Raw genomic sequence first — 23551 nt, forward strand, 5'->3', positions numbered from 1 at the left:
AGTCGGAACGTCGAATCTCAGATGGAGTCGCGCTAAACCGTAGCAGATTCCGACGAGTTGAGCGTCCCTCGTCGATACTCGACTCCAAATTTGCTCGTCTCCAGTCTAAACCCCAGAAGTAGTGCTAGAGGAGAAAGGCGTCATCTTCTGTGACACGGACCAGGCAGTCCAGGAACACCCCGAACTCGTCCGCGAGCACTTCATGACGACGTGTGTCCCGCCGAGCGACAACAAGTTCGCGGCGCTCCACGGTGCCGTCTGGTCGGGCGGCTCGTTCGTCTACATCCCGGAAGGCGTCACCGTCGAGATGCCGCTCCAGGCGTACTTCCGGATGAACGCCGAGGGGATGGGCCAGTTCGAGCACAAGATCATCATCGCGGAACCCGACTCGGAGGTCCACCTCATCGAGGGGTGTTCGGCACCGCACTACGGCAGTCACAACCTCCACAGCGGGTGCGTCGAGGTGTTCGTCAAAGAGGGGGCACACGTCCAGTACTCCACAGTACAGAACTGGTCGAAAAACACCTACAACCTGAACACGAAGCGGGCCATCGTCGAGGCGGACGGGACGATGGAGTGGATTTCGGGCTCGATGGGCTCGAAAGCGACCATGCTCTACCCCGCGTCGGTACTCAAGGGTCCGGGCGCGACGGACAACCACGTCACCATCGCCCTGGCCGGCGAGGGGCAGGATATCGATACTGGCGCGAAGGTCTACCACACTGCGCCGGACACACACTCGACGATCGAATCCAAGAGCATCGCCAAAGACGGCGGGCGGACGAACTACCGCGGCCTCGTCCACATCGCCGACGGTGCTGAGAACTCGTCGACCAGCGTCGAGTGTGACGCGCTGATGTTCGACGCCGAATCCACGTCGGACACGATGCCGTTCATGGAGATCAAAGAGGAGAAGGTCGACGTCGCACACGAGGCAACAGTCGGGAAGATCGGTGACGAGGACGTGTTCTACCTCCAGAGCCGCGGCCTGGACGACGACGACGCAAAGCAGATGATCGTCGCCGGCTTCATCGAACCGATCACCGAGGAACTACCCATCGAATACGCGGTCGAACTCAACCGCCTCATCAAACTCGAGATGGACGGCAGTCTCGGGTGAGCCGGCTGTCAACCGTACCATGACGCTGGTGGTGTGTGAGTGCTAGCCAAGATTACTGGGAGCGAAATCGAAAAATAATCGTTTTCGATCCCGCCTGACGTATTAGCAAAATCTTTTATTGAACTCGCCGAAATGGAATCTCCTACAAATGGGGCTGTGGAACGGCAGAGAACGTATCGTCTGGAGTCTGGTAGCGGTCGTCCTCGCAGCACTGGCGATCCCGTGGTTCCTCTGGCGTGACGGAACAGTCATTGCCGGGTTGCCGCTGTGGCTGTGGTGGCACATCGGCTGGATGGGACTCGCCGCAGTCGTCTTCCGGATATTCGCCAACCGGGCCTGGGGCGTCGGCGTCGAGGAGGTGTGACTCGTGGCCGATACGACGCTCCAACTCGCCATCATCGCCGTGTATCTGGTGGTCGCGCTCGGTATCGGCGTCGTCGCCTACCGGCTGACCGAGCGGACGGCCGAGGACTACTACCTGGCCTCTCGTACCTTTGGGACCGTCGTCTTGCTCTTTACGACGTTCGCCACGCTCCTGTCAGCCTTTACCTTCTTCGGCGGGCCGAACCTGGCGTACTCGGCCGGTCCCGAGTGGATCCTCGTGATGGGGCTGATGGACGGCATCATCTTCGCGGTTCTGTGGTACGTTCTCGGGTACAAGCAGTGGCTCGTCGGCCAGAAACACGGGTACGTCACCCTCGGCGAGATGCTCGGCGACCGGTTCGGCTCGACGTGGCTCCGGGGCGGCGTCGCCGTCGTCAGCATCTTCTGGTTGTTCCCGTACGTGATGCTCCAGCAGAAGGGCGCGGGACAGGCGATCGTCGGGTTAACTGACGGTGCAGTCCCGTTCTGGGTCGGTGCTGGCGGCATCACGCTGTTCATGGTCCTCTACGTCGTGCTCTCGGGGATGCGGGGCGTCGCCTGGACGGACACGCTCCAGGGGCTGTTCATGCTCGGCATCGTCTGGGTGGCCGTCGCCTGGGTGCTCGCCGCGGTCGGCGGTCCGCGGGCAGCGACGAGCGAGTTGGCGACTTCCAACCCCGAGTTCCTGCGACTCGGCGGCGGGCTCTACTCGCCGCAGTACATGCTCTCGACTGCGATTAGCATCGCGTTCGGGGTGACGATGTTCCCCCAGATAAACCAGCGATTCTTCGTCGCGCGGTCCAAGCGCGTGCTCAAGCGGACGCTCTCGCTTTGGCCGGTTCTCGTAGTCCTGCTGTTCGTTCCGACCTTCCTGCTCGGAACGTGGGCCGCGGGCCTCGGCGTCGACGTCCCGGCGAACAGCAACGTCATTCCGGTCGTGCTGGGGGAGTACACCGCACCGTGGTTCACCGCGGTCGTCATCGCCGGGGCGATGGCTGCGATGATGTCCTCCAGTGACTCGATGCTGCTCTCCGGTGCCTCGTATCTGACGAGAGACCTGTACCGGCCGGTAACCGGTCGCAGCGATGCACAAGCGGACGCCGAAGCGGAGAGCCACGAAGCAGTAGTGGCCCGCATCGGTGTCGTCGTCTTCGCGTCGGCGTCGTTCGTGGCCAGCCTCTACGCCCCGGGAACACTGGTGCAGATCGGGAACACGGCCTTCAGCGGCTTCGCGCAACTCGCGCTCCCGGTCATCGTCGCCCTGTACTGGGACCGGACGACCAAGTGGGGAATCACTGCGGGCATCGCCGGCTCGCAACTGTTCTACGCGATCAGCGCGTTCGACGTTCTACGATGGCTCTCGCAATTTGTCATCGGCCGGCCGGCGATCGGTCTGCCCCAGGACTACCTCGGCTGGTCTCCGGCCATCGCCGGAATGCTGCTCGGGTTCGTCCTGACCGTGGGTGTCTCGGCGGCGACCGAGACGGCTGCCAGCGAGAACACGCTCGCGTACTCGGTCACCGGTTCGGAAGCCGAGTGACGATTTGCCCTTTCTACGTTCCGACAGGGAGTTGGACACTCGTCCGTCGGGGAAACGGAGTGGTGTCTCGCTAGCAGGATTGGGATCGATCAGACGGTGTGAACCCCATGGATCAATCGAAGGGGTCGACGCCAGTGATTTCGAACCGGGCCCCGCCAGCGGCGCTGTCGGTCACACGAACGTCCCAGCCATGCGCCGCGACGATGTCAGCGACGATGGCCAGTCCGAAGCCGGTCCCGGTTTCGCTGGTCGTATGACCCGGCTCGAAGACGTGGTCACGCTCCGCCGCTGGAATACCGGGGCCGTCATCAGCGATGTAAAAGCCCGTTCGATCAGCGAGCGGCCCCACGGTGACGGTCACGTCCGACCCCCCGTGCTCCACGGCGTTCCGAAACAGGTTCTCGAACAGCCGTTTCAGCCGGTCGGGGTTGGCCTCGAAGGTGAGATCACCGTCGATGGTTACGTTGGCAGCCTGCGTTTCGACCATCGCCCAACAGTCCTCGACGATCGTGGAGAGCCGAACCGCGTCCCACTGTTCGACCTGTTTGCCTTCGCGGGCGAGCGTGAGGATTTCGTCGATCAGCGTCTCCATCCGTGCCAGTGACCGTTCGATGGCCCCAGCGTGTTCGTCGTCCCGTTCGAGTTCCTCGCGAAGGAGGTCCAACCGTACCTGCGCGACGTTGAGAGGGTTCCGCAAGTCGTGGCTCACGAGACCGGCGAATTTGTTGAGGCGATCGTTCTGGCGTTCCAGTTCCCGGCGATACTGCTCGCGTTCGGTCACGTCCGTAAAGAGCAGCGTACTCCCGAGTCCGGTCGTTGCCGTTCCGTACGGCGTTTCTGTGAGGCGAAAGTACCGTGTTCGTCCGTCCCGTTCGATTTCCATAACGGGGTCATCACTGCCGAGGCGTTCCGCGACAGTCGGCATCGCCGAGTCCAGCGACACGTTCGTTGTCGCATCGAGGGATGGAAAGAGACGCCTGGCAGCCTGATTCGAGTTCCGAACGTGCCGGTCCGCGTCGAGCGCGATAACGGGCGCGTCCCGTTCCGCCGAGAGTTGCACGGCGTCGAACCGGTCGACGTAGACGAAGACGACCCCGATCGCGAAGACGGCCACCCCGAGGGGCTCGTACGTCATATCGATGAGGACGGGCGTCGTATACCCGATGAGGTCGAGGCCGACCGGGAGCGCAGTGATGCTGACTAACAGCAGGAGGGGCCGCGTGTCGAAGTCGATCTCGGTAAACAGCTCGAAGAGCATGAAATACCCGACGAAGGCGAGCGCGTAGGAGAGCCCCATCGCGACCCAGTGCAGCGGTCCCACAGTGACGGCCAGATGTGGAAACGGCGCGGCGACCTCGGTCGCCGTAAAGTAGCCGTGGTGGAGGGGGTTCGTCACTTTCACCACGCCCAGCGCGGTGAACAGGGCGACAGCGAGGCGACGGTACGTGGAGTTGTTGTGGTAGGTCCGGTTGGTGTAGGCCGAACAGAAGAAGAGCCACGCGCCGACCGCTGCAAGGCCCAGAATCAGGCCGAGGACGTACCACCCGAGCTTGAGGTGCCGCGTCGGGGAGACGAGAAATCCCACGTGAGCAGCCGCCCAGCCACCGCTCGTGAGAAGGAGCGCCAGCAGTCCCCGCCGGGTGTCACGATCGGTGATCCGTCCGAGTCGAGTGATACTTACGAAACAACCGACTGCCGCGAGAACGAACAGCGAGACGTGCAAAAAATAGCTCGCGGAGAGGAATACCATCGCCGTTAGTCACACCGAACACAGCGATATAAAAGACAGCATTGACAGCTCCCGATACGTCAGCAGTCCCGAGTCCGATATCGGGGTTGATTATCGAACTGTTTTACTGAGAGGGGTTCTATTCTGTCCCATGCTTTCGGTTCGTACGACAAGAGAGATCAAGCAGGTCCGGTATCTCGTCGGTGGCGGTCGATCGCTGCCGTGTGGTGACCTCGCTGGAGCCGACTAATGGGGAGCACACGGTCCGAGCCGGAGTCGTCCCGTGTTCTCCTCGTGGGGACGACAACGTGGCTCGACGAACTCGCGGCTAAACTCGTATCGCACCCCGCCATCGCCGTCGAGGAAGTCGCGACGGCAGCGGCGGGACTGGAGGCCGTCCAGGACGACACTGTCGACTGTGTCGTCACGGAGTACGCCCTCGACGGGACGACTGGCGTCGAGTTCCTGCGGGAAGTCAGAACGGTAACGTCGACCGTGCCCGTGCTCCTCGGAACGGCGGACGGGAGCGAAGCGATCGCCAGTGAAGCGATCGCCGCCGATGTGACCGAGTACCTCGTGGTCGAGGAGCCACTCGACCGAACCCTCGAAACGCTTCTCGACCGAATCGAGGAGGCGATCTGTTCGGCACGGCAGGCCCGCAACCGGCGCGAACGAGCGCGACAATTCGACGCGGTGTTCCGGGACACACAGACGGCAACGTGGGTACTCGACGCAACCGGATCGCTCGCGCGTGTGAACCAGGCAGCGTGTGACCTGATCGACGAGGACCCGACCATCGGGGAACCCTTCTGGCAGCTCCCGTGGTGGTCTCACTCGAACGCGACCCGGAACGACGTCCGACAACTGGTGGAGCGAGCCCTGGACGGGTCGTTCGGCAACGCGATCATCTGTGATCCACGCGACGACGGGTCTCGACACGTGATCGATCTCTCCGTGCGTCCGGTCGAAAACGACCACGGCGATCTGATGTCGGTCGTCATCGAAGGCGTCGACATCTCGGACCGGGTCACGCTCGAACGCGACCTCAGACGGTCCGAAAAGCTCCACCGCGTCACGCTCAACAACATGACCGACACCGTCCTGATGACCGACGAGGACGGCGAATACACGTACGTCTGTCCGAACGTGCACTTCATCTTCGGCTACACCGCCGACGAGATTCACGAGCAGGGATCGATCACCGAACTGCTCGGAGCGGACCTCTTCGACCGTGAGGAACTCGCGGCCAACGGCATTCTCAAGAACATCGAGTGTACGGCGACCGACAAGGCCGGCCGCGAGCACACGCTACTGGTCAACGTTCGCGAAGTCGACATTCAGGACGGGACGCTCCTCTATAGCTGCCGGGACATCACGAAGCGAAAACAGCGCGAGGAGGCACTGGCCACGCTGCAGGATCTCGCGCGCTCGTTCCTGTATGCCGGGACACACGACGAAATCGCACAGCACATCGTCGACGACGCGCCGAGCGTCCTCGACCTGGACGCGAGCGCGGTCTATCTGTTCGACACGGACACCAACGAACTCCGGCCCGCAGCACACTCCCAGGCGATGCGGACGCTCCACGGCCCGCTACCGCGGGTTCACGCGGATGGCGACACGCTGCCCGGACACGGATTCATTTCGGGCGAGTCGCTGTTTTTCGAGGACGTCCACGACACGGATCGACTCGCCAATCGGGCGACCGACCTCAGAAGCGCGAGCTACATCCCGCTCGGAGATCACGGCGTCTTCGTCGTCGGGTCCGACGACGTGGGGGCGTTCACCGACGTAACGCGAGAACTCGCCGACCTGCTGGCGGCGACTGCTGAGGCGGCGCTGGATCGGGTCTCGCGGGAGTCACAGCTCCGCGCACAGGAGCGACAACTCCAACAGCAAAACGAGCAACTGACCACGCTAAACCGGATCAACGAGACGATTCGGGCGATCGATCAGGCGGTCGTCCAGGCGGAGACGCGGGACGAGATCGACCACACCGTCTGTGAACTCCTGACAGGCGACGATCGGTTCAGTTTCGCCTGGCTCGGGACCGTCGATCCCACGACCGAGACATTGGAACCGCGGGCGTGGGCCGGCGACGAACAGGGGTATCTGGACAGTCAACGCTTCGCCGTCGACGCGTCGGGGGCCGAGCCGGCAGGTGAAACCGCGGCGACGGGCGAGGTGACGATGGTCCCGACCGTCGCGGCGGACCTCCGGGAGGACTCGTGGCGCTCGGCCGCCCTCACCCGTGATTTCATGTCCGTGTTGAGCATCCCGCTGGTGTATAACGACCTCACTCACGGTGTGCTGACGGTCTATGCGGACACCCGTGACGCCTTCGACGAGACGGCACAGGCCGTGCTGGTCGAACTCGGCGAAACGATCGCGTCCGCGCTCAGTGCCCTCGAACGAAAAAATGCCCTTCTCACGACGTCGATGACGCGTGTCGTCTTCGAGATCGACGACCCGACGTTCGTCCTCTCGCGTCTCGCACAAGACGCCGACTGTACACTCTCGTATTCGGGCGGCGTCCAACAGACTACGGACGGCAGTTACGTGTTCGTCACCGTCGACGATGCCGACACGGAAATCGTCGAAGAGGCCGCAGCGGAACTGGTCGGGATCGACGACATCCGACGGATCTCGGCGGACGGTGACGGCGGCGTCCTCCGACTGGGGCTAACGCAACCGTTCCTCGCCCTCGAACTCGCAGATCACGGTGCCGTCTTTCGGGAGGCGACCGCTGACCCGGCGACGACGACGCTCACCATCGACGTTCCCAAGAGCATCGACGTTCGAACCATCACGCAACTCGTTGACGAGTCGTTCTCCGGGGTCGCCCTTCAGAGCAAACAAACCCTCGATCAGGCCGGAGAACGCGACGTCTACGGGGACTACCTCGCGGACCTCACCGACCGGCAACTCGAGGTCGTCCAGACGGCGTATTACAGCGGCTTCTTCGAGTCGCCGCGCGAGAGCACCGGTGAGGACGTCGCGGCGACGCTCGATATCTCCCCGCCGGCGTTCTATCAGCACATCCGGACGGTACAGCGGAAACTGTTCACCACGATGTTCGAAGAACGGAACGTCTCGGTCGCCGCATCGTCCGACAGGGTTCAATAGTAAACCACCACTCTCCCAGCTGCTTTGTTGCTAAGCTATTGGCTATTCCCTTATACACTTATTATCGCAAACGAGTGCCGCAGACCGACGGCAGGCATTCGTGAATCTACAATGAGAGACGTTACGCAAACGCCCGACGAGGAAACGCCGTACGAGTGCTTCGAGTGTGGGGCTGTCGTCATCGCGGAGGACAACCCCGACCCCTGCCCTGAATGCGGAAGCGAGATGCGCAACCGGCAGACCCCGCTCGAATGACGATGCCGGCCGACTCGCCGGTCGCCCCCGAAGACCGAACGGACGGCGAGCTACAGCCCCAGGAGCCGGAATCGGCGGTCGAGACGGCACGCCAACAGTTGCAACGCGCCGCCGGATACCTGGATATCGATCCCAACGTCGTCGAACGTCTCAAGCATCCCACGACGGTCCAGGAGGTCACCGTCCCGATCGAACGCGACGACGGAACCGTCGAGGTGTTCACAGGCTATCGCGCCCAGCACGATAGCGTCCGCGGCCCGTACAAGGGCGGCCTCCGCTATCAGCCCGAGGTGACCCGCGACGAGTGTGTCGGACTCAGCATGTGGATGACCTGGAAGTGCGCGGTCATGGATTTGCCCTTCGGCGGCGCGAAAGGCGGGATCGCCGTCGATCCGAAAGCCCTCAGCGAGAGCGAACGGGAGCGCCTCACCCGACGATTCGCCGAGGAACTCCGCCACATCATCGGTCCGACCAGGGATATTCCCGCGCCCGACATGGGTACTGACCCGCAGACGATGGCCTGGCTCATGGACGCCTACTCGATGCAGCAGGGTGAAACCGTCCCTGGCGTCGTGACGGGCAAGCCGCCGGTCGTCGGTGGGAGCGAAGGCCGCGAAGCCGCGCCCGGCCGCAGTGTTGCCATCATCACGCGGGAGGTCATCGACTACTACGCGCGGGACCTCGCGGAGACGACGGTTGCGGTCCAGGGGTACGGCAGCGTCGGGGCGAACGCGGCCCGCCTCCTCGACGACTGGGGAGCGACCGTCGTCGCAGTCAGCGACGTCAACGGCGCGATCTACGATCCGGACGGGCTCGACCCCCGATCGATCCCGTCACACGACGAGGAACCCGAAGGCGTGGGGCGACAGGACGCACCCGAGACGCTGACCAACGACGAGCTGCTGGAACTGGACGTCGACGTGCTCGTCCCCGCCGCGATCGGGAACGTGCTCACGGAAGCCAACGCGCCCGACGTCGCGGCCGATATCATTATCGAGGGGGCGAACGGCCCGATCACGACTGCTGCCGACGAGATCTTCGCGGAGCGTTCGATCCCCGTGATCCCGGACATCCTCGCGAACGCCGGGGGTGTGACCGTGTCGTACTTCGAGTGGCTCCAAGACATCAACCGCCGAGCCTGGTCGCTCGAACGAGTCAACGACGAACTCGAAACCGAGATGCTGGCCGCCTGGCGCGACGTTCGCGACGCGTACGAGGCTCGTGACGTGACGTGGCGAGACGCCACGTACATCGTCGCCCTTGCCCGAGTCGCCGAGGCCCACGACGCGCGTGGACTCTGGCCGTAACGACGTGATAGTCGCTTAGCACATGATGCAACTCCAGACCCTCTTCGAGAAGACGCGAGCCGTCAGGTACGTCGAGGAGCCAGCGGCGTCACCGTGTTTCCGCTCCGTCAGTCGTATCTGGCAGTTCCCGAGCGGGGACGTGCTTCTCGAACTGTCGGAGCGTCGCGATTGTCTCCTCCCCAACATCGACCGCGTGGACGTACCGGCCAGCGAGTGCCACCGAGTTGCGGAGTCGGTTGTAATCGAGACCGATACCACAGTAGAAGTGACAGCAAAAGACAACATCCAAAAGGTAACGGAGTTTGATAGAAAAATCGTGCTATAGCCTTAATATCAGCAAAAACGAACGAATTAGCCCTTCTATTAGAGGTATCTAAACTCAAATATCGTGTAAAATGCCGGATAAAATAGTCATCTTTTGGTAGCTCGGTTTCTGTGCCCGATACATGTCCGATGTGAATCCGTATCAGAGTTTACGGACACAGATCGACGAGGCGGCACAGTACCTGGACGTGGCCGACGGCCAGATCGAGCGATTGAAAACGCCCGAACGAGTGCTGGAGACGAACCTGTCCGTGGAGATGGACGACGGATCGATCGAGGTATTTCGGGCTTACCGGTCGCAGTTTAACGGCGACCGCGGCCCGTACAAAGGCGGGATCAGGTATCACCCCGGCGTGACACGCGACGAGGTGAAAGCGCTGTCGGGGTGGATGGTGTACAAAACGGCGACGAGCGACATCCCGCTCGGTGGCGGGAAGGGCGGCATCGTCATCGATCCGAGCGACTACTCCGAGGCCGAACTCGAGCGAATCACGCGCGCGTTCGCCGAAGAGTTGACCCCGCTCATCGGTGTTGATCGCGACGTGCCCGCACCCGACGTCAACACGGGCCAGCGGGAGATGAACTGGATCAAAGACACCTACGAGACGATCGAGAACACGACCGAACCGGGCGTCATCACCGGCAAAGACATCTCCAGCGGCGGGAGCGAGGGTCGGGTCGAAGCGACGGGCCGGTCGACGGTCGTCGCGGCGAGCGAGGCGTTCGAGTACCTGGGGAAGGACCTCGAAGGGGCGACGGTTGCGGTCCAGGGATACGGCAATGCCGGCTGGATCGCGGCGAAACTCATCTACGAGATGGGAGCGAACGTGGTCGCCGTTTCGGACTCCAGCGGTGGCATCTATCGCGAGGAGTCCTTCGATCCCGTCGCCGTCAAGGAGTTCAAACGCGAGACAGGCAGCGTCGTCGGGTACCCGGACGCCGACCGGGAACTGACCAACGACGAACTGCTCACGCTGGACGTCGACCTCCTCGTTCCGGCCGCACTCGAGAACGCCATCGACGAGCAGCTCGCTCCCGACATCGCGGCGGACGTGATTTCCGAAGCCGCGAACGGCCCGATCACCCCGGCCGCCGACGAGATTCTCAGGGAGGAAGACGTCCTCGTCGTGCCGGACATCCTCGCGAACGCCGGGGGCGTCGTGGTGTCGTACTTCGAGTGGGTGCAAAACCGCCAGCGGTTCTACTGGTCCGAGGATCGTGTCAACGAGGAACTCGACGAGACCATCGTCGACCAGTTCCAAACCCTCATCGACGCCTACGAGAGCCGGGACCTCCCGTCGCTCCGGATTGCCGCCTACGTCGTCGCACTGGAACGCGTCATCGATGCCGGTGAAGAGGCCGGAACCTGGCCCTGAAGCCAGTCTCTACGCAAAATTCCGAGACGACGCTCGCCCGTGTAGCGTAAGTTTCCGGATGGAAACGCCCTTTTGACGCCACGGTACTAGCAAAATCCCGAGCGAGCCAGATGGATGACTGACTCACGAGACGAACCGGAGCCGCCCATCGCCACTGACCGATCGACTGCAGCCCGTGTGAGTGACGCTGTCGAACTGCTCGACCCGGCGTATTTCGGCTTCGTGATGTCGACGGGCATCGTCTCGATCGCCTTCCGAGAACTCGGGATCGACGTCGTCGCCTGGCCACTGACGCTGCTCACGATCGGGAGTTACGTACTCCTGCTCGGGTTGTTCGGGGCCAGACTCAAGGTGTTTCCTGGTCGGTTCGTCGCGGACCTGCGCGACAGGGAGAAACACTGGGGGACGCTAACGTGTATCGTCGCAACGAACACCGTCGGCATCCAGGCAATAATCTTCTTCGAGGCCGTCCAAGTCGCGGCGATACTCTGGCTGAGTACTGTCGTAGCCACACCGCTCCTGTTGTACTACCTGTTCGCGACTGAGATCATCGGGGCCAACAAAGCCGATGTCAGCGAGCGCATCGACGGTGCGTTCCTGCTCGTGATCGTCTGTCTGCAGTCGTTAGCGATTCTGGGAGCCTCCCTGTCGACGGCAGTAACGGGATATTCGAACGGGATCGTCCTGTTGAGCATGAGTTACTTCGCAGCGGGATACGTTCTCTATTTTGTCGTCGTCACGATCGTCATCTATCGACTGTTCGATGGGGCGGTCCGGCCCGACGACTGGACCGGGCCGTACTGGATCACGATGGGCGCGGCGGCTATCACGACCTTGGCCGGCGCGACGCTGGGACCGCGACTCACGGCAGTGACAGCCTGGGAACCGATCGCACCCCTACTCGTCGGAGTCACGTTCCTCGCGTGGGCGATTGCCTCCTGGTGGATTCCGCTGTTGCTCGCCATCGACATCTGGAAGTTCACAACTGGCGATATCGAGGGCCGACCGCCAGTATGGGTGCTCACCGTCCCGTGGTCACGGCTCGGATTCGGCAACCGCCTCCACACGTACGCTCCGACTGCATGGGGACGGGTCTTCCCGATGGGTATGTACACCGCCTGTACTGTGAATCTGGCCGGCATTAGCGCGTTCAAATCCTTGGCACTCGGTCCCGTCTACTGGGGATGGTTCGCGCTATTCGTCTGGGCACTAACGCTCGTTGGCACCGTCCGTGCCAGCCTGTCCGTATTGTTCCGGGGAGTAAGACCGAAACCCAGCGCTGACGAATCGGTCTAAAAAGGACAGCTTCCGCTCGATATGTGTCAGTTGCAAGTATCGGTACGTCGCTCGTCGCTGTGAGTGGTGTTGGCCACAGCCTGCTCAACAGCGGACAGATATACGGCTTCGAACACGGTGACCGATGCAGCAGATCAATTCGAAGGATTCGTCGACTGGCCACCGGCAACCGCGGTCGTGGCAACAGGGGAACTCCTTATCAAACCGGCCCATGTATCGCTCCCTATGAGTCAGGAATCGATCGCCGATACGATCAAATTCCGTGCTGGCCCGGTCAAAGAGGGCCCAACGGAACTCGATTCCGTGCATCTGGACGGGCTCAATAGTAGCGAACTCGGACGAAAGGAACTTCCCCAGCTGCTTCGGCGAGCGATGACCAACGACGACGAGATCCCGATTTACGAGCGCTATTCGGCGGGTGACCTCTCGGAGGGGGCTGGTCGCAGTCGCTAACAGCCCCTCGTGGACCGGAATCGGTGAGATTCCGGGTTGCCACCTGCTCTCGTGACAAAACCGTATGAATCGAAATACCGCATCGACACGTGATGGTTCGACACCGCTCGCGAGTTCCTTCGAGCGTTACCTGCAGGACAAGGGGAAAGGCCGCGGTGGCGACGGCGGAAACTACCGGCGCAACGCGTCGCGCGAACTCGAACGATTCGCCGAGTGGGCTGGCGGCGACCGGGGCGACGACGGCTGGACCGGCATCGTCCCCGACGACCTCGACCGTGAACCCACCTTCGACGACCTCGACGAACGAGTGTTCCGGGAGTATGCCCGACATCTCGCCGGAGATCGCGGACTCAAACAGAACACCGTCCAGACGTATTACCGCTACATCTCTGCGTGGTGTGGCTGGTGCGTCAACGAGGGGTACCTTGAGGCGCACTACGCCCAACGAGCGAGCGCGATGGCACCACTCCCGGAGGACGACGGCCGAAAGCCCGGCGACCAGCAGGCCTGGACGTCCGAGCAACGCCACGCGCTTACCCGTCACGTCGACGAGCAAGCCCGCACTGCCATCGAGACGTACACGACACTCCCGGAGGATGCCGATCCACTCGACAGGCAGCGAGCACGCTATGAGGCGCTGAAGACCGCGCGTGACCGCGCGCTCGTGTTCCTTCTCGCGTACACCGCCGTCCGCGTCGGCGAACTACTCCGAGACCCGAACGACCCTCGCCGGCGCGGGGTCCGGTGGGAAGAGATCGCGCTCGACGACGGGAGCATGGACGTCTATCGGAAGAAACAGCAATGGGACGCCGCGAGTCTGCCCGATCCAGTGATTTCGCCGCTTCGGAGTTACCGTACGCTCATGGACCCGCCGACTGAGCGCTGGCCGGTGTTCCCGACCTTCGATCAGCGAACGCTGGCGACGCTCGTGCGGGAGGAACTCGCTGATCGAGGTGATCGTCCGGATGCCGTCGACGAGCGACGTGAGGAGTGCGCTCGTGACCTCCTGCTGGCGCTCGACGAGGACATTCGTCCGCCATCGATCACGACAGATGGTGCCCGGTCGATTCTCCAGCGGCTCTCGGACGAGACAGCGATCGAGATCGACCATCCGAAACACGACTATCTCGCGCCCCACGGCGGGCGACGTGGGATGGGCGAGGTTCTGGTTCGCGCGTTCGGCTACACTGTCGCCGCCCGGTATCTCGACAACTCCGAGGAAATGGTGCGAGAGCGCTATTCGCACATCGAAGCGGGTGAGCTGGGAGACGTCGCGACGGAGGCACTCGAAGAGATCGACAGTCTCGGTAATAATTAGCTGAATTGAGGCGCTAAGCCCCCTTCCTCAGCGAGCGCAGACCGAAGGGAAGGCGCGAGCAGGGAGGGGATACAGCGCCGCACAGTTTTCATACACGATTCGGTCGAGGCCACGGACGACGCTGGTATCACTCTCGTTGACGAACTGTTCGAGAGGGACCTGCTGCAGTCACATCTCGAGAGTAGCTGCGAACGGACTCCCACCGTCTGTAACAGATATCTGTAACGGACAGTCTGTGTACGGCCGAGACTGCTCGCATCAGTAGTGACGGTTGCGATCTCTGCCGTTATCGTGTCTGACTCGCTTCGAGAATCGATAGCAGCAACTCGGCGAAGGCGTCTGGAGAAAGCGTCACTCCTCGTCTCGTAACCGCGAGTGTCGCTCCTCGAACTCCTCGTCAGTGAGGTCGCCACGGGCATACGCGAGTCGGAGTTCCTCCAGGGCCGGATCAGACGCGCCATCACCGCGGAACCCGCTCACGACTCCGTTGTAGAGGAAATACCCGATCCCGAGCAGGACGACGAGCCAGCCGACCATCATTCCAATGCCCCACATCGGTGAGAGACCGCCAGCCATCCCGTTCCCCCACGACCACCCCATCATACCCATCATCGGCATCATCAGCGCCATCATTATGAGCGGAAAGAGAACGATGGCCCCAAGCACGATTACGACGATTCGAAACGAACGATCGTTCGAGTGCTGTGTTTCCATACACGTATCGCCTCTGTTGGTCGCCACCACCATGTGAGTTCTCCCGTTTCCGTGACTCTCGGGGAGGAACACCCGGAGAAAGTGCAGATGCAAGCACCACTCATCTATGCCGAGCTCCCGAGGATGGACTAGAGCCGGCTTCCCGAGCGACATGGTCCGATCAACAGGAGCGAGCGCAGTCGCGTCACTCGAAACCGCTTCGCGCAGGTCCGTCGCCCAGCGAGCAACGAACGAAACAGCAAGGCTGCATAGTCACCGGTGCTCGTGTGAGGTGTCCCGGTGAACGTCGTCCCACTCCTTGTGGGGGCAGTACTGCTCGGAGTCACAGTCACTGATCTCCTCTGGACGACGCTGTGGGTCGAGGGCGGTGCAGGGCCGCTCACGTCCCGATTGATGCGTGGGACGTGGCGAGCGCTCCGGGCTGTCAGCGGTCGGTCGCAGCGGATTCTCACTGTTTCCGGACCAATCGTTCTCGTGCTCGGGCTCCTCGTGTGGATCGCACTCTTCTGGGTGGGGTGGACGTTGGTCTTCGCTGGGATCGAGAACGCCATTATCGGCACGGGCGAGCCGGGTCCCATCTCCTGGACCGAACGGGTCTACTTCGTCGGCTCCTCGCTGTTCACGCTGGGCAATGGCGACTTCATTCCGACGGACGGCATCTGGCAGATCCTCACCGTCCTCACGACCGCGAGCGGAATGCTCTTCATCACGTTGATCGTGAGCTACGTCATTTCGGTCCTCGACGCCGTGACGCAAAAGCGGGCGTTCGCCAGCGACGTCAGCGGGCTCGGGCAGGACGGGACGACCATCGTTCGGACTGCGTGGGACGGCGAGACGTTCTCCGGGCTCGAACTGCCGCTCAATTCGATCGCGGCTGACGTCAACGAACTCACGACGAACCACTACGCGTATCCGATCCTCCACTACTTCTACACCGAACGGCGTGACTACGTGACCGTCCTCAGCATCGTCGCCCTCGACGAGGCACTGACACTCCTGCGATTCGGCGTTCCCGAAGCCGAACGGCCGAGTACGGTGGTCATCCACAGTGCGCGTGCGAGCGTCGGGAACTACATCGACGCCGTCACGTCGCCGTTCGCGCACACTGCCGAGCAAAGCCCACCGCCGCCGGATCTGGATCGCCTCCGAAAAGACGATATTCCAACAGTGTCCGACGAGACGTTTGTGGAGTCGCTCACTGAAATAACGGAGCGGCGACGGCAATTACGCGGGATCGTCGATGGCGACGCTCGTGACTGGCCATCCGGCCAAGACGACTGATGGCCGATACGATGTCAGCTTCCCTCGTCACCGTGACGAGTCACGGTATCACCCGCCGTCGTAGCATCGTGATTGTAAAGCAAATCTGGAGAGGTCGCGCATCGGTCCCGAGATTCCAACGCGGGTCACACGAGGAACAGCACGGAAGCCCACGACTTCAGTCGTGGGTAGCTGATTCCTTGCCGTGGCGGCGATACGCATCAGCGAGCGCAGGAATGCCGAGCGGAAATGCCAGAATCCCGAACGCAAACAGGGCGTGCTTTGCGTACGACGAGGTACGATGGGCGAGGATGGCCGCACCCACTCCGAGAAGCACGACACCCTATGCCAAATTGTTCCAGAGCGGGTCGTACGGAGAACAGTACAGCCAGCGACGAGTACGTACGTACCCACGACGCCAGTCGAGAGGGAGTCTCGGGGAGCGTCCACTGTCGGGACCCGGCACCATCTTGCCGGCCGAATACCGTGAACGGAGGGTCAGCCATGGTCGATCAGTGGTGGTCGTGTCCGCCGGCGGTTCCTGCACCCGACGCCTGTGGGTGTTTATCCGAGAAGTCGGACGGACGCTTCTGGAACGCCTCCTTACACCTGTTCGAGCAGAAGTAGTACGTCTCGTCGTCGTGGGTACTGCTCGGACCGCTGTCGTCGGTTCGCATCCCACAGACGGGGTCGCGGTACTGGCCAGGTGCGCCGAGGCCGCGTCGGTAGACGTACAACAGGAAGCCCGACAGTGCGAACGCGATCAGGTTGAGATAGAACGTGTAGTTGAGCTCGAAGTACGTTTGCTCGGTCGCGGTCTGGCCGCCGGCGAGATCGGGGACGATGCCGAGGGCGGTGAACAACTCTTCCATGAGAAAGCCCGTGAACGCCATCGTCACGAAGAAGACGCCGAGGATGTACGCCATCACGTGCCAGCCGTAGTACTTCCGGTAGACGTTCAGGACGGGAATCGTGATGAGGTCGGCGTAGACGAACGCGATGACGCCCGCGAAACTGATGCCACCGCCCCACAGCGCCACGGCGAACGGGACGTTCCCCATGCTCCCGACGAAACTGAGCACCGCAATCGTCACGCCCATCACGGCGTTTTCCGCGCTCACGAGCATGCCATCGCCCTGCAGGAAGAGCGCGTTCCACACTTGCTGTGGAACGAACACGATCACGAACCCGGAGATGAGGAAGCCGGCGACGACGTCCTTCCAGATCATCGACCACTCCTTGCGGTACTGGTTGCCAAGTTTGTACCAGCCGCCCCACGAGCGCAGTTCCTCCCGCCAGCCGCCACTGCTGGCGATCTCCTGCTGGTAGGTCTCCATGCAGCCCGCCGAACAGAATTTGAGCGTCTCACCGCCGTCGGTCGTGAGCGAGTACTCGTCTTTGCCTTCCATTCCGCAGGTCGGGTCTTCGGTAACGCCGTGGTCGTGATCGCGTTCGTTGAGTTGCGCCCGAACCCGATCGAAGAGGTTCTCGGGCAACGTCAGGTGGACGATGACCGCCATGACTGCGATGAGGATGACGCCACCGAGGAGTTCTGCGACGAGGAACTCCCAACCGAGCAGAATCAGGATCATCAGGCCGAGTTCGACGATGAGGTTCGTCGAGGCAAACATGAAGGCGAGAACGTTCACCACGTGGGCGCCCTTTTTGAACAGGCCCTTACTGATTGCGACAGCACCGAAACTACACCCACTGCTCGCAGCGCCGAACAGCGTGGCCTTGATGAGACCACTGATGTCTTCGTCCCCGAGCACCTGTGCCATCCGTTCCTTCGAGACGTAGACCTGGACGAGACTGGTGATGACGAGTCCCATGATGATCGCCCAGGCTGCCGTCCAGAGGAAGCCCACACCGATCCGTAAGGATTCGAGAATCCCCTCGACGAGAGCGGCTTGCATGTTTAGACAATCGCAGTCATGGACTTTGCCGGTTGTCGTTACGAAACCAAACACGAAACCGAACTTTACATACGATTCCAAACCTCGAATCCCCACTCTTCTACTACACCGCCGCCTTGTCGGCAAGAATCAGAGCTGTTCCGACTCAGAACGGAGTCTTGAGCATCTAAAACCCACAACTGGCCCAGTATGTGACTACTTGCTCGTGGTCAGCTCGCCACTTCGATATTTAAGGCACAACCGACGTAAACTATCCCCGCGTACCTCTAGATATGAGACACCGTATACTATGGTCCGGTGCAGTGGTCCTGGTGCTGCTAGCGCTTGCGATCACCGGCGTTACCGGCACTGCCGTCGCACACGACGGCGACGATGGACTCCACCACCACGACGGATGGATGGGGACGCATGGCAACTGGGGCTGGCTTGGCATGGGCTGGATGCTCATCTGGGGGCTGGTACTGATCGGTCTCCCAGCGCTCGGCCTCTACGCGATCGCGACCCGCAGCGGTGGCGGTGGTGCTCCCAGTGACGACGCGCTCTCGGAGCTCCGGCAGCGATACGCGCGTGGTGAGATCGACGACGAGGAGTTCGAGACGCGACGACAGCAGTTACGGCAGATGGACCGGTCAAGCTAACCGATGGCTCTCGCTGGCCGTGCCTCGGGAACCCGAGGTAACGGCCACTGATGGTCGTTCAATCGAAGATTCACAGTTCTACAATGGCTTGGCAAGGCAGAGTGAGGAGACGCGGACGCGACCATCGAACGCACCCTAGTCGCGGTAAAAACCGACCGACGCCTCGCAAACAGCCGCGTCCGTGGTCGTTAGCTCACAAAGAGCCGTCTGTCCGCACGTTCGTGTTCCATGGATGCGACGTCGACCAGCGGTGCGAACGTCGTCATCTCGGTCACCGACCGGTCCCGGTTGCGTTCCCAGGCCTCGACGAGTTTCGGACGGAGGTCGGTCAGCACCTGCTGAACCTCGGTGTGGCCGAGTCGGAGGACCCGCTGTGCCGCCCCGAGCAGGTCTCTGACGAACGCATAGCCCAGTGTGATGGCTGTCTCGCGTGGGCTCATCCCGGTACAGGCGCCAACGACACCGAGGACGACGGCGTAGTTTCCGGGTGCCTCCCCGGCCGTCACGCGACGGTCGTATTCCGACACCACCTCGTGGGGCTCTGTCTCCGTCACCAGTGAGAGCAACTGGCTGCCGGTCTTCGTGGCACTCGTTCGGAACTCCGACGGTAACTGGACCGCCGTCAGGCGCTCGTCGACGGCGACGAGACGGTCGATCTCGCCGGTATCTGCCCCGTCGTGAGCGGCCGACAGCGAGACCATCTCACACGGTCCGAGTTGCTGTTGCACGTACGTTTCGAGCAACTCTCGGAGTCCGGCTCCGTTCTCGATGTCGGATGCAGCGACGAACGCCTCCAGCCCATAGGACGTGGTGAACGACCCCGCGGGAAGGAACGAATCGGCGAACTGCATCGCCGCCAGCAGTGACTCCCCGTCTTCTCGGTCAGTCATCGCTGACGCTCCCGAGTCTCATCAGTCGAAATCGTTCGAGGGCCGATGCCGTGTCCGTGACTGCTGTCTTCGCCATGCGTATGACACGTAGCGAGCGGAAGCCCACTCCTGCAGGGGTGGGTCCAAGCGACAGCACATCGTCGCAAACCACGCACTACGATTCGTCTGGATGTTCCACCGCTTCCAGACCCGCTTCGATTATCTCTCGGTAGGCTTCATCAAGAGCCATATCCTGCTGTTTGGCGTAGTCTTTCACTCGTCCATTCAGCGTGTGCGATATGTCGATGTTCGGTCGCATTTGTGTCCAAAAGACATTTAGACACACAGCCACAAACATCTATCGTCGTGAGGCGAGCCAACACGTTGGCGGTACGCCCGCGATCCGACGACGACGAGCGGCTACTGCTGGACCTGTTGGACGCCTCTGCGAGCCTGTGGAACGAGTTGAACTACGAGCGACCCCGACACCTCCGTCGTGATCGGTATCGGTACCCCAACGGGACGATTCCGGATTGGGACGACGTGATCGATTCGATGGATGAGAGCGGAGCATGGAAGCAAGAACGAGGGTATTAATCGAACCGGAATCGAGATCGAAACCGGGTTGCTCGATCGACATTTGTAATGGTCTGATCCTACGCCAAGCTCACGATGGTAGTTTCGACGCCGACCTCCACTATAATAAATAACACAAAAAACCGGCAGATAGCACTGCTGACCCATGCTCCCGGTTGTATCTCCACGCGTGCTACTGGAACCACGGCGAAGACGTGTCCTGTATATCGGAGCTGCGGACGGCAGTAGAGTCAAGTAGCAAGTCTCCATATCATGGGATAGAGATACACTGATGGAAATTCCGGATCAACTGCGGTGTCTATTTACTGCGCAACTCGAAGAGCGCGAGGGCTCGGTTGTCATCGACGTCCCCGAAGTAGAACTGGAACTCGGCGATATCGACGCTAACGAGACGTATCGCGTGGCGATACTCCCGTCAGCAGCCGAGAACGAGCGAACGACTACAGAGCGGGAGGAGCGGACAGAGGAACTGGGGCAACCACCCGTCGAGGAAGGCGAACAGCGAACGGTCGAAATCGACGATATCGGCGATAAGGGTGACGGCATCACGCGGGTAGAGCGCGGGTTCGTCGTGATCGTGCCGGACACGGAGACCGGTGAACGAGTTACCGTCGAGATCACCGACGTCCGCGAGACGGTCGCCTTTGCCGAGGTCGTAGAACGGGTGAGCTACTACGACTAGCGCTCGACGGATCGCTCCGTTTCCGACCGTTTGGCACTCACCGCCCCAGTTTCAGTCCGTCAGGGGCTACTCAGGGTGGATCCACCATCCCTTCGGTAATGATCTGCTCCCAGACGCTTTCTCCGTGGTCGGTGAGTCCATAGACCCGGCCTTTGCGTCGGTTTTCGGAAACGAGGAGCGACACGAGATCACGCTCTGTCAGGCTCTGTAATGCCCGCGAGATGTGGGCGATTCCCAGATCCTGATCGTCTGAGATCCGTGAGGGCGTCGCTGGACCGTCAGCTAACCGTCTGAGAACTGCAATTCGGTACTGCGAACTGATTACGAAGCTTATGTCGTCCCATTTGGAGGTCATTGCTGTGGTGGAGGGTTCACTGCTGTGGAGTGGTTGCGAGCGTTCCGACGGACCACCTATCGATAGCAACCCTCAAAAGGTTATGTCCGGCGTACAGTCGCGAATTGAAACCAGAGAGCAAGGTGTTTGCAAGCACGCGGCCATCAGTTACAGTCGAGTCCCCGATATCTCAGATTGGAATCGCTTCGTTACGTGCGCCTTCCGGTGTAACGACCGGTAGTTGTGGGGCGAATGAGAGGTGAGTGCGAAGTGCGATCCCGAGCGGAAAATGCCGTGTGTATATAGCAGCGACGAGGTGGGCTCCTGCTGCAATTCATCGCCTGAGAGCTTTCATTGAGGGTCACGAGCGGGAATCAGTCCATGGGCCATGATTCGTCGGGCGATCACGACGAGGCCGTTCCCGAACCCTTCGCCGAAAATCGCCTGCTCTTTTTTGGTATCGGGAAGGATCGAACTCACCAGGATCGTTGAGCGGTCGATCAAGAGGAGTCGACCGATCGACGTTTTGTTTTCGGTCGTGCTTTCACCGTGTAACCACTCCAGGCCGGAGACGAACGTTGTGGCGTCCGGCACAACCGCTCGAACTTGCTCCTGAAGTGGTTCGGTCAATGTTCCAATTATCAAATCGATATCGTCGTCGACCTCGTTGAGTGTATCGACGAGGTTCTCGGTCAAGAGTGACTCGTCGCCGATGACGAGCACGATCTCGTCTGTGGCCTTCTTGATAAGTTGAGCCGCCCTGTTTTCGATCGCGGTCTGCCCGGACATCGCCCAGATCTGCTGGACGGGGGACTCGTCGTCTTCTTCGACGACGTCGACCGTATCGAGGGCGTCGTGTAGTCGTTCGACGTACCCCTCGTACTGACCGCGGAGCGTTGCGATCGCCTCTTCGAGCGGGACCGCGCGAAACTGTTGTGGACTCGAATGTTGGATTTCGACCAGCCCCCAGACCTCCAGGACGCGTATCGCATCGTATACCCGCGTCCGTGGAACGTCAGTGAGTTCGCTCAGCTTCTTCGCAGTGCCCGTATTGAGACGAGTTAATCCGACAAAACATTGCGCCTCGTATTCGTTCAACCCGAGTTTCTGGAGGACCTCGACCGCATCTTCCACGTTTTCTGGTGTATCCATCTGTCCCAATGTCCCAGGTGTCCCCGGGATTTCCTGATAATTACCACCCAGGACGGATATGTTTTGTCACTCTAAACATGACAAAGAATACAGATGCAACAGTGATACCCAACTCCAGCCATGTATACTGTCATTGGAAGAGCTGCGATCCGATATGTTTGTAATTCTCTCAGTGACAATAGGGTTCCAAGCTTTCTACGATACGCTAGCTGGATAACCAGGCAAAAAAGCGATTCACCCAGATAATCACAAAAGAGATAATAGGCTGGCCCACCTCGAATTGCCCACACGCAGTCTAGTTCTGTGTCCCAACACCGTACTGCTGCATGCCAGCCCGGTCACGTCATCGCGGGGTGGGCGGGATCGTATTACCGAAAGTCATCCAATTCGATGAACGACGATCCAACTGAAGACCCTCGGTCTGCAGCCCTCGAGCAACTCGAACGGTTCGGGTTGAGTGGGTACGCTGCGCGGACGTTCGTGGCACTCGCGAGTCTGGGGTCGGGTACGGCCAGGGACGTAAGCCAGGTGTCAGAGGTGCCACGTACCCAGGTCTACGATGCGATCGACGAATTGCACGACCGAGGACTCGTCGATATCCTCCAATCATCACCGAAAGAGTTCTGGGCGATTTCCGCCGATACCGCGAGCCGAACGTTTAAAAACGAGTTACACCGCCGGACGGGCATCCTGCGGACGGCACTGAACGAGCTCGAACCCGTCGAACATCGAGTTGAACAGCGCGGTATCTGGACGGTCGATGGACAGCGGGCAGTCACGGAACGAATCATCGAGTTCTTCGGGAACGCGGAGGAGGAAATCGTCTACAAGACTTCCGAGGATCTCCTCACCGACGACCTGATAGATGGGTTGAGCGAGGCCGCGGAGCGTGGCGTCTCAATCGAGCTTGGTGGCGTCTCGGCCGCTGTCCAAGAGCGCATCCGAGACGAGATCCCCGAGGCGACGATGTCCGAATCGCCTTCGGCCTGGTCGGATATGTCGGCAGGGCGGCTTCTGCTGATCGACGGCCGAAAAACACTCGTGAGCGCACTCGTCGACGAGTCGGACGCGTCACCATCTAACCCACGATCGGAGACCGCGATCTGGGGCGAGGGTGAAACGAATAGTCTGGTCGTGGTGCTGAACGCGATTTTCCCCTGACAACTCAACACGCCATCCTCC

At 61.2% G+C, this 23551-nt stretch carries 21 protein-coding genes and 1 pseudogene; 16 read left to right on the forward strand and 6 right to left on the reverse strand.

Going from position 1 to position 23551, the window contains the following annotated elements; translation table 11 throughout:
* Positions 1-127 precede the first annotated feature (127 nt).
* The 3 genes and pseudogenes from sufB to E2481_RS16995 form a co-directional block, all read left to right on the forward strand.
* Positions 128-1120: pseudogene (gene sufB / locus E2481_RS16985) on the forward strand (Fe-S cluster assembly protein SufB); the annotation flags it as partial.
* 148 nt (positions 1121-1268) lie between these two features.
* Positions 1269-1484: a DUF3311 domain-containing protein gene (locus tag E2481_RS16990; protein WP_136718360.1), complete on the forward strand. Its 216-nt coding sequence runs from the start codon at positions 1269-1271 to the stop codon at positions 1482-1484.
* Between the two features lie 3 nt (positions 1485-1487).
* A complete protein-coding gene (locus E2481_RS16995) occupies positions 1488-3023 on the forward strand; it encodes a sodium:solute symporter family protein (RefSeq protein ID WP_136718361.1) in 1536 nt (511 codons plus the stop codon).
* A gap of 112 nt (positions 3024-3135) precedes the next feature.
* Here E2481_RS16995 and E2481_RS17000 read toward each other — a convergent pair whose 3' ends face one another.
* A complete protein-coding gene (locus E2481_RS17000; protein ID WP_136718362.1) occupies positions 3136-4773 on the reverse strand; it encodes a sensor histidine kinase in 1638 nt (545 codons plus the stop codon).
* Positions 4774-5001: 228 nt separating this feature from the next.
* On the opposite strand from E2481_RS17000, the gene E2481_RS17005 reads away from it, so the two are divergent.
* From E2481_RS17005 to E2481_RS17040, 8 genes are all read left to right on the forward strand, one after another.
* Positions 5002-7878: a bacterio-opsin activator domain-containing protein gene (locus E2481_RS17005; protein WP_136718363.1), complete on the forward strand. Its 2877-nt coding sequence runs from the start codon at positions 5002-5004 to the stop codon at positions 7876-7878.
* A gap of 111 nt (positions 7879-7989) precedes the next feature.
* Entirely contained in the window at positions 7990-8133 is a 144-nt protein-coding gene (locus E2481_RS17010; RefSeq protein ID WP_136718364.1) for a rubrerythrin-like domain-containing protein, read from the forward strand.
* 2 nt (positions 8134-8135) lie between these two features.
* Complete coding sequence (gene gdhB / locus E2481_RS17015) at positions 8136-9440, forward strand: glutamate dehydrogenase GdhB (RefSeq protein WP_250137872.1); 1305 nt, start codon at positions 8136-8138, stop codon at positions 9438-9440.
* Positions 9441-9462: 22 nt separating this feature from the next.
* A complete protein-coding gene (locus tag E2481_RS17020; protein WP_136718366.1) occupies positions 9463-9765 on the forward strand; it encodes a hypothetical protein in 303 nt (100 codons plus the stop codon).
* Positions 9766-9886: 121 nt separating this feature from the next.
* A complete protein-coding gene (locus E2481_RS17025; protein ID WP_136718367.1) occupies positions 9887-11140 on the forward strand; it encodes a Glu/Leu/Phe/Val family dehydrogenase in 1254 nt (417 codons plus the stop codon).
* Positions 11141-11254: 114 nt separating this feature from the next.
* Positions 11255-12436, forward strand: coding sequence for a tellurite resistance/C4-dicarboxylate transporter family protein (locus E2481_RS17030; RefSeq protein WP_136718368.1), 1182 nt, complete (start codon positions 11255-11257; stop codon positions 12434-12436).
* A gap of 225 nt (positions 12437-12661) precedes the next feature.
* Positions 12662-12889: a hypothetical protein gene (locus E2481_RS17035; protein ID WP_250137864.1), complete on the forward strand. Its 228-nt coding sequence runs from the start codon at positions 12662-12664 to the stop codon at positions 12887-12889.
* Between the two features lie 64 nt (positions 12890-12953).
* Entirely contained in the window at positions 12954-14207 is a 1254-nt protein-coding gene (locus E2481_RS17040; RefSeq protein ID WP_136718369.1) for a phage integrase SAM-like domain-containing protein, read from the forward strand.
* 351 nt (positions 14208-14558) lie between these two features.
* Here the strand turns inward: E2481_RS17040 and E2481_RS17045 are convergent, their stop codons facing one another.
* Positions 14559-14921 (reverse strand): SHOCT domain-containing protein, encoded by a 363-nt coding sequence (locus tag E2481_RS17045; protein ID WP_136718370.1) that lies wholly within the window; start codon positions 14919-14921, stop codon positions 14559-14561.
* Positions 14922-15200: 279 nt separating this feature from the next.
* Between E2481_RS17045 and E2481_RS17050 the strand changes: the two genes are divergently transcribed.
* Entirely contained in the window at positions 15201-16202 is a 1002-nt protein-coding gene (locus tag E2481_RS17050; protein ID WP_136718371.1) for a potassium channel family protein, read from the forward strand.
* A 491-nt stretch (positions 16203-16693) separates the two neighbouring features.
* Here the strand turns inward: E2481_RS17050 and E2481_RS17055 are convergent, their stop codons facing one another.
* Positions 16694-18097: a permease gene (locus E2481_RS17055; RefSeq protein ID WP_136718372.1), complete on the reverse strand. Its 1404-nt coding sequence runs from the start codon at positions 18095-18097 to the stop codon at positions 16694-16696.
* Between the two features lie 311 nt (positions 18098-18408).
* Between E2481_RS17055 and E2481_RS17060 the strand changes: the two genes are divergently transcribed.
* Complete coding sequence (locus tag E2481_RS17060) at positions 18409-18735, forward strand: SHOCT domain-containing protein (RefSeq protein ID WP_250137865.1); 327 nt, start codon at positions 18409-18411, stop codon at positions 18733-18735.
* 188 nt (positions 18736-18923) lie between these two features.
* On the opposite strand, the gene E2481_RS17065 is transcribed toward E2481_RS17060, so the two are convergent.
* Positions 18924-19625 (reverse strand): urease accessory protein UreF, encoded by a 702-nt coding sequence (locus E2481_RS17065; RefSeq protein ID WP_136718374.1) that lies wholly within the window; start codon positions 19623-19625, stop codon positions 18924-18926.
* A gap of 345 nt (positions 19626-19970) precedes the next feature.
* On the opposite strand from E2481_RS17065, the gene E2481_RS17070 reads away from it, so the two are divergent.
* Together E2481_RS17070 and E2481_RS17075 are read left to right on the forward strand one after the other, a co-directional pair.
* A complete protein-coding gene (locus E2481_RS17070) occupies positions 19971-20201 on the forward strand; it encodes a hypothetical protein (protein WP_136718375.1) in 231 nt (76 codons plus the stop codon).
* A gap of 271 nt (positions 20202-20472) precedes the next feature.
* Positions 20473-20883 (forward strand): TRAM domain-containing protein, encoded by a 411-nt coding sequence (locus tag E2481_RS17075; RefSeq protein WP_136718376.1) that lies wholly within the window; start codon positions 20473-20475, stop codon positions 20881-20883.
* Between the two features lie 70 nt (positions 20884-20953).
* Here E2481_RS17075 and E2481_RS17080 read toward each other — a convergent pair whose 3' ends face one another.
* Together E2481_RS17080 and E2481_RS17085 are read right to left on the reverse strand one after the other, a co-directional pair.
* Positions 20954-21238, reverse strand: a complete 285-nt coding sequence (locus tag E2481_RS17080; protein WP_136718377.1) for a winged helix-turn-helix transcriptional regulator — start codon at positions 21236-21238, stop codon at positions 20954-20956.
* 330 nt (positions 21239-21568) lie between these two features.
* A complete protein-coding gene (locus E2481_RS17085) occupies positions 21569-22369 on the reverse strand; it encodes a TrmB family transcriptional regulator (protein WP_136718378.1) in 801 nt (266 codons plus the stop codon).
* 390 nt (positions 22370-22759) lie between these two features.
* On the opposite strand from E2481_RS17085, the gene E2481_RS17090 reads away from it, so the two are divergent.
* Complete coding sequence (locus E2481_RS17090; RefSeq protein ID WP_136718379.1) at positions 22760-23530, forward strand: TrmB family transcriptional regulator; 771 nt, start codon at positions 22760-22762, stop codon at positions 23528-23530.
* Positions 23531-23551 lie beyond the last annotated feature (21 nt).

It is taken from the genome of Halorientalis salina (assembly GCF_005049285.1).
GTDB lineage: Archaea > Halobacteriota > Halobacteria > Halobacteriales > Haloarculaceae > Halorientalis > Halorientalis salina.

Coding starts and splice junctions, on each gene's coding strand:
- E2481_RS17065 (WP_136718374.1), bottom strand. CDS start 19,625: ATGACTGACCGAGAAGACGGGGAGTCACTGCTGGCGGCGATGCAGTTC.
- E2481_RS17080 (WP_136718377.1), bottom strand. CDS start 21,238: ATGACCTCCAAATGGGACGACATAAGCTTCGTAATCAGTTCGCAGTAC.
- E2481_RS17020 (WP_136718366.1), top strand. CDS start 9,463: ATGATGCAACTCCAGACCCTCTTCGAGAAGACGCGAGCCGTCAGGTAC.
- E2481_RS16990 (WP_136718360.1), top strand. CDS start 1,269: ATGGGGCTGTGGAACGGCAGAGAACGTATCGTCTGGAGTCTGGTAGCG.
- E2481_RS17085 (WP_136718378.1), bottom strand. CDS start 22,369: ATGGATACACCAGAAAACGTGGAAGATGCGGTCGAGGTCCTCCAGAAA.
- E2481_RS17010 (WP_136718364.1), top strand. CDS start 7,990: ATGAGAGACGTTACGCAAACGCCCGACGAGGAAACGCCGTACGAGTGC.
- gdhB (WP_250137872.1), top strand. CDS start 8,136: ATGCCGGCCGACTCGCCGGTCGCCCCCGAAGACCGAACGGACGGCGAG.
- E2481_RS17090 (WP_136718379.1), top strand. CDS start 22,760: ATGAACGACGATCCAACTGAAGACCCTCGGTCTGCAGCCCTCGAGCAA.
- E2481_RS17055 (WP_136718372.1), bottom strand. CDS start 18,097: ATGCAAGCCGCTCTCGTCGAGGGGATTCTCGAATCCTTACGGATCGGT.
- E2481_RS17025 (WP_136718367.1), top strand. CDS start 9,887: ATGTCCGATGTGAATCCGTATCAGAGTTTACGGACACAGATCGACGAG.
- E2481_RS17035 (WP_250137864.1), top strand. CDS start 12,662: ATGAGTCAGGAATCGATCGCCGATACGATCAAATTCCGTGCTGGCCCG.
- E2481_RS17075 (WP_136718376.1), top strand. CDS start 20,473: ATGGAAATTCCGGATCAACTGCGGTGTCTATTTACTGCGCAACTCGAA.
- E2481_RS17040 (WP_136718369.1), top strand. CDS start 12,954: ATGAATCGAAATACCGCATCGACACGTGATGGTTCGACACCGCTCGCG.
- E2481_RS17045 (WP_136718370.1), bottom strand. CDS start 14,921: ATGGAAACACAGCACTCGAACGATCGTTCGTTTCGAATCGTCGTAATC.
- E2481_RS17030 (WP_136718368.1), top strand. CDS start 11,255: ATGACTGACTCACGAGACGAACCGGAGCCGCCCATCGCCACTGACCGA.
- E2481_RS17000 (WP_136718362.1), bottom strand. CDS start 4,773: ATGGTATTCCTCTCCGCGAGCTATTTTTTGCACGTCTCGCTGTTCGTT.
- E2481_RS17005 (WP_136718363.1), top strand. CDS start 5,002: ATGGGGAGCACACGGTCCGAGCCGGAGTCGTCCCGTGTTCTCCTCGTG.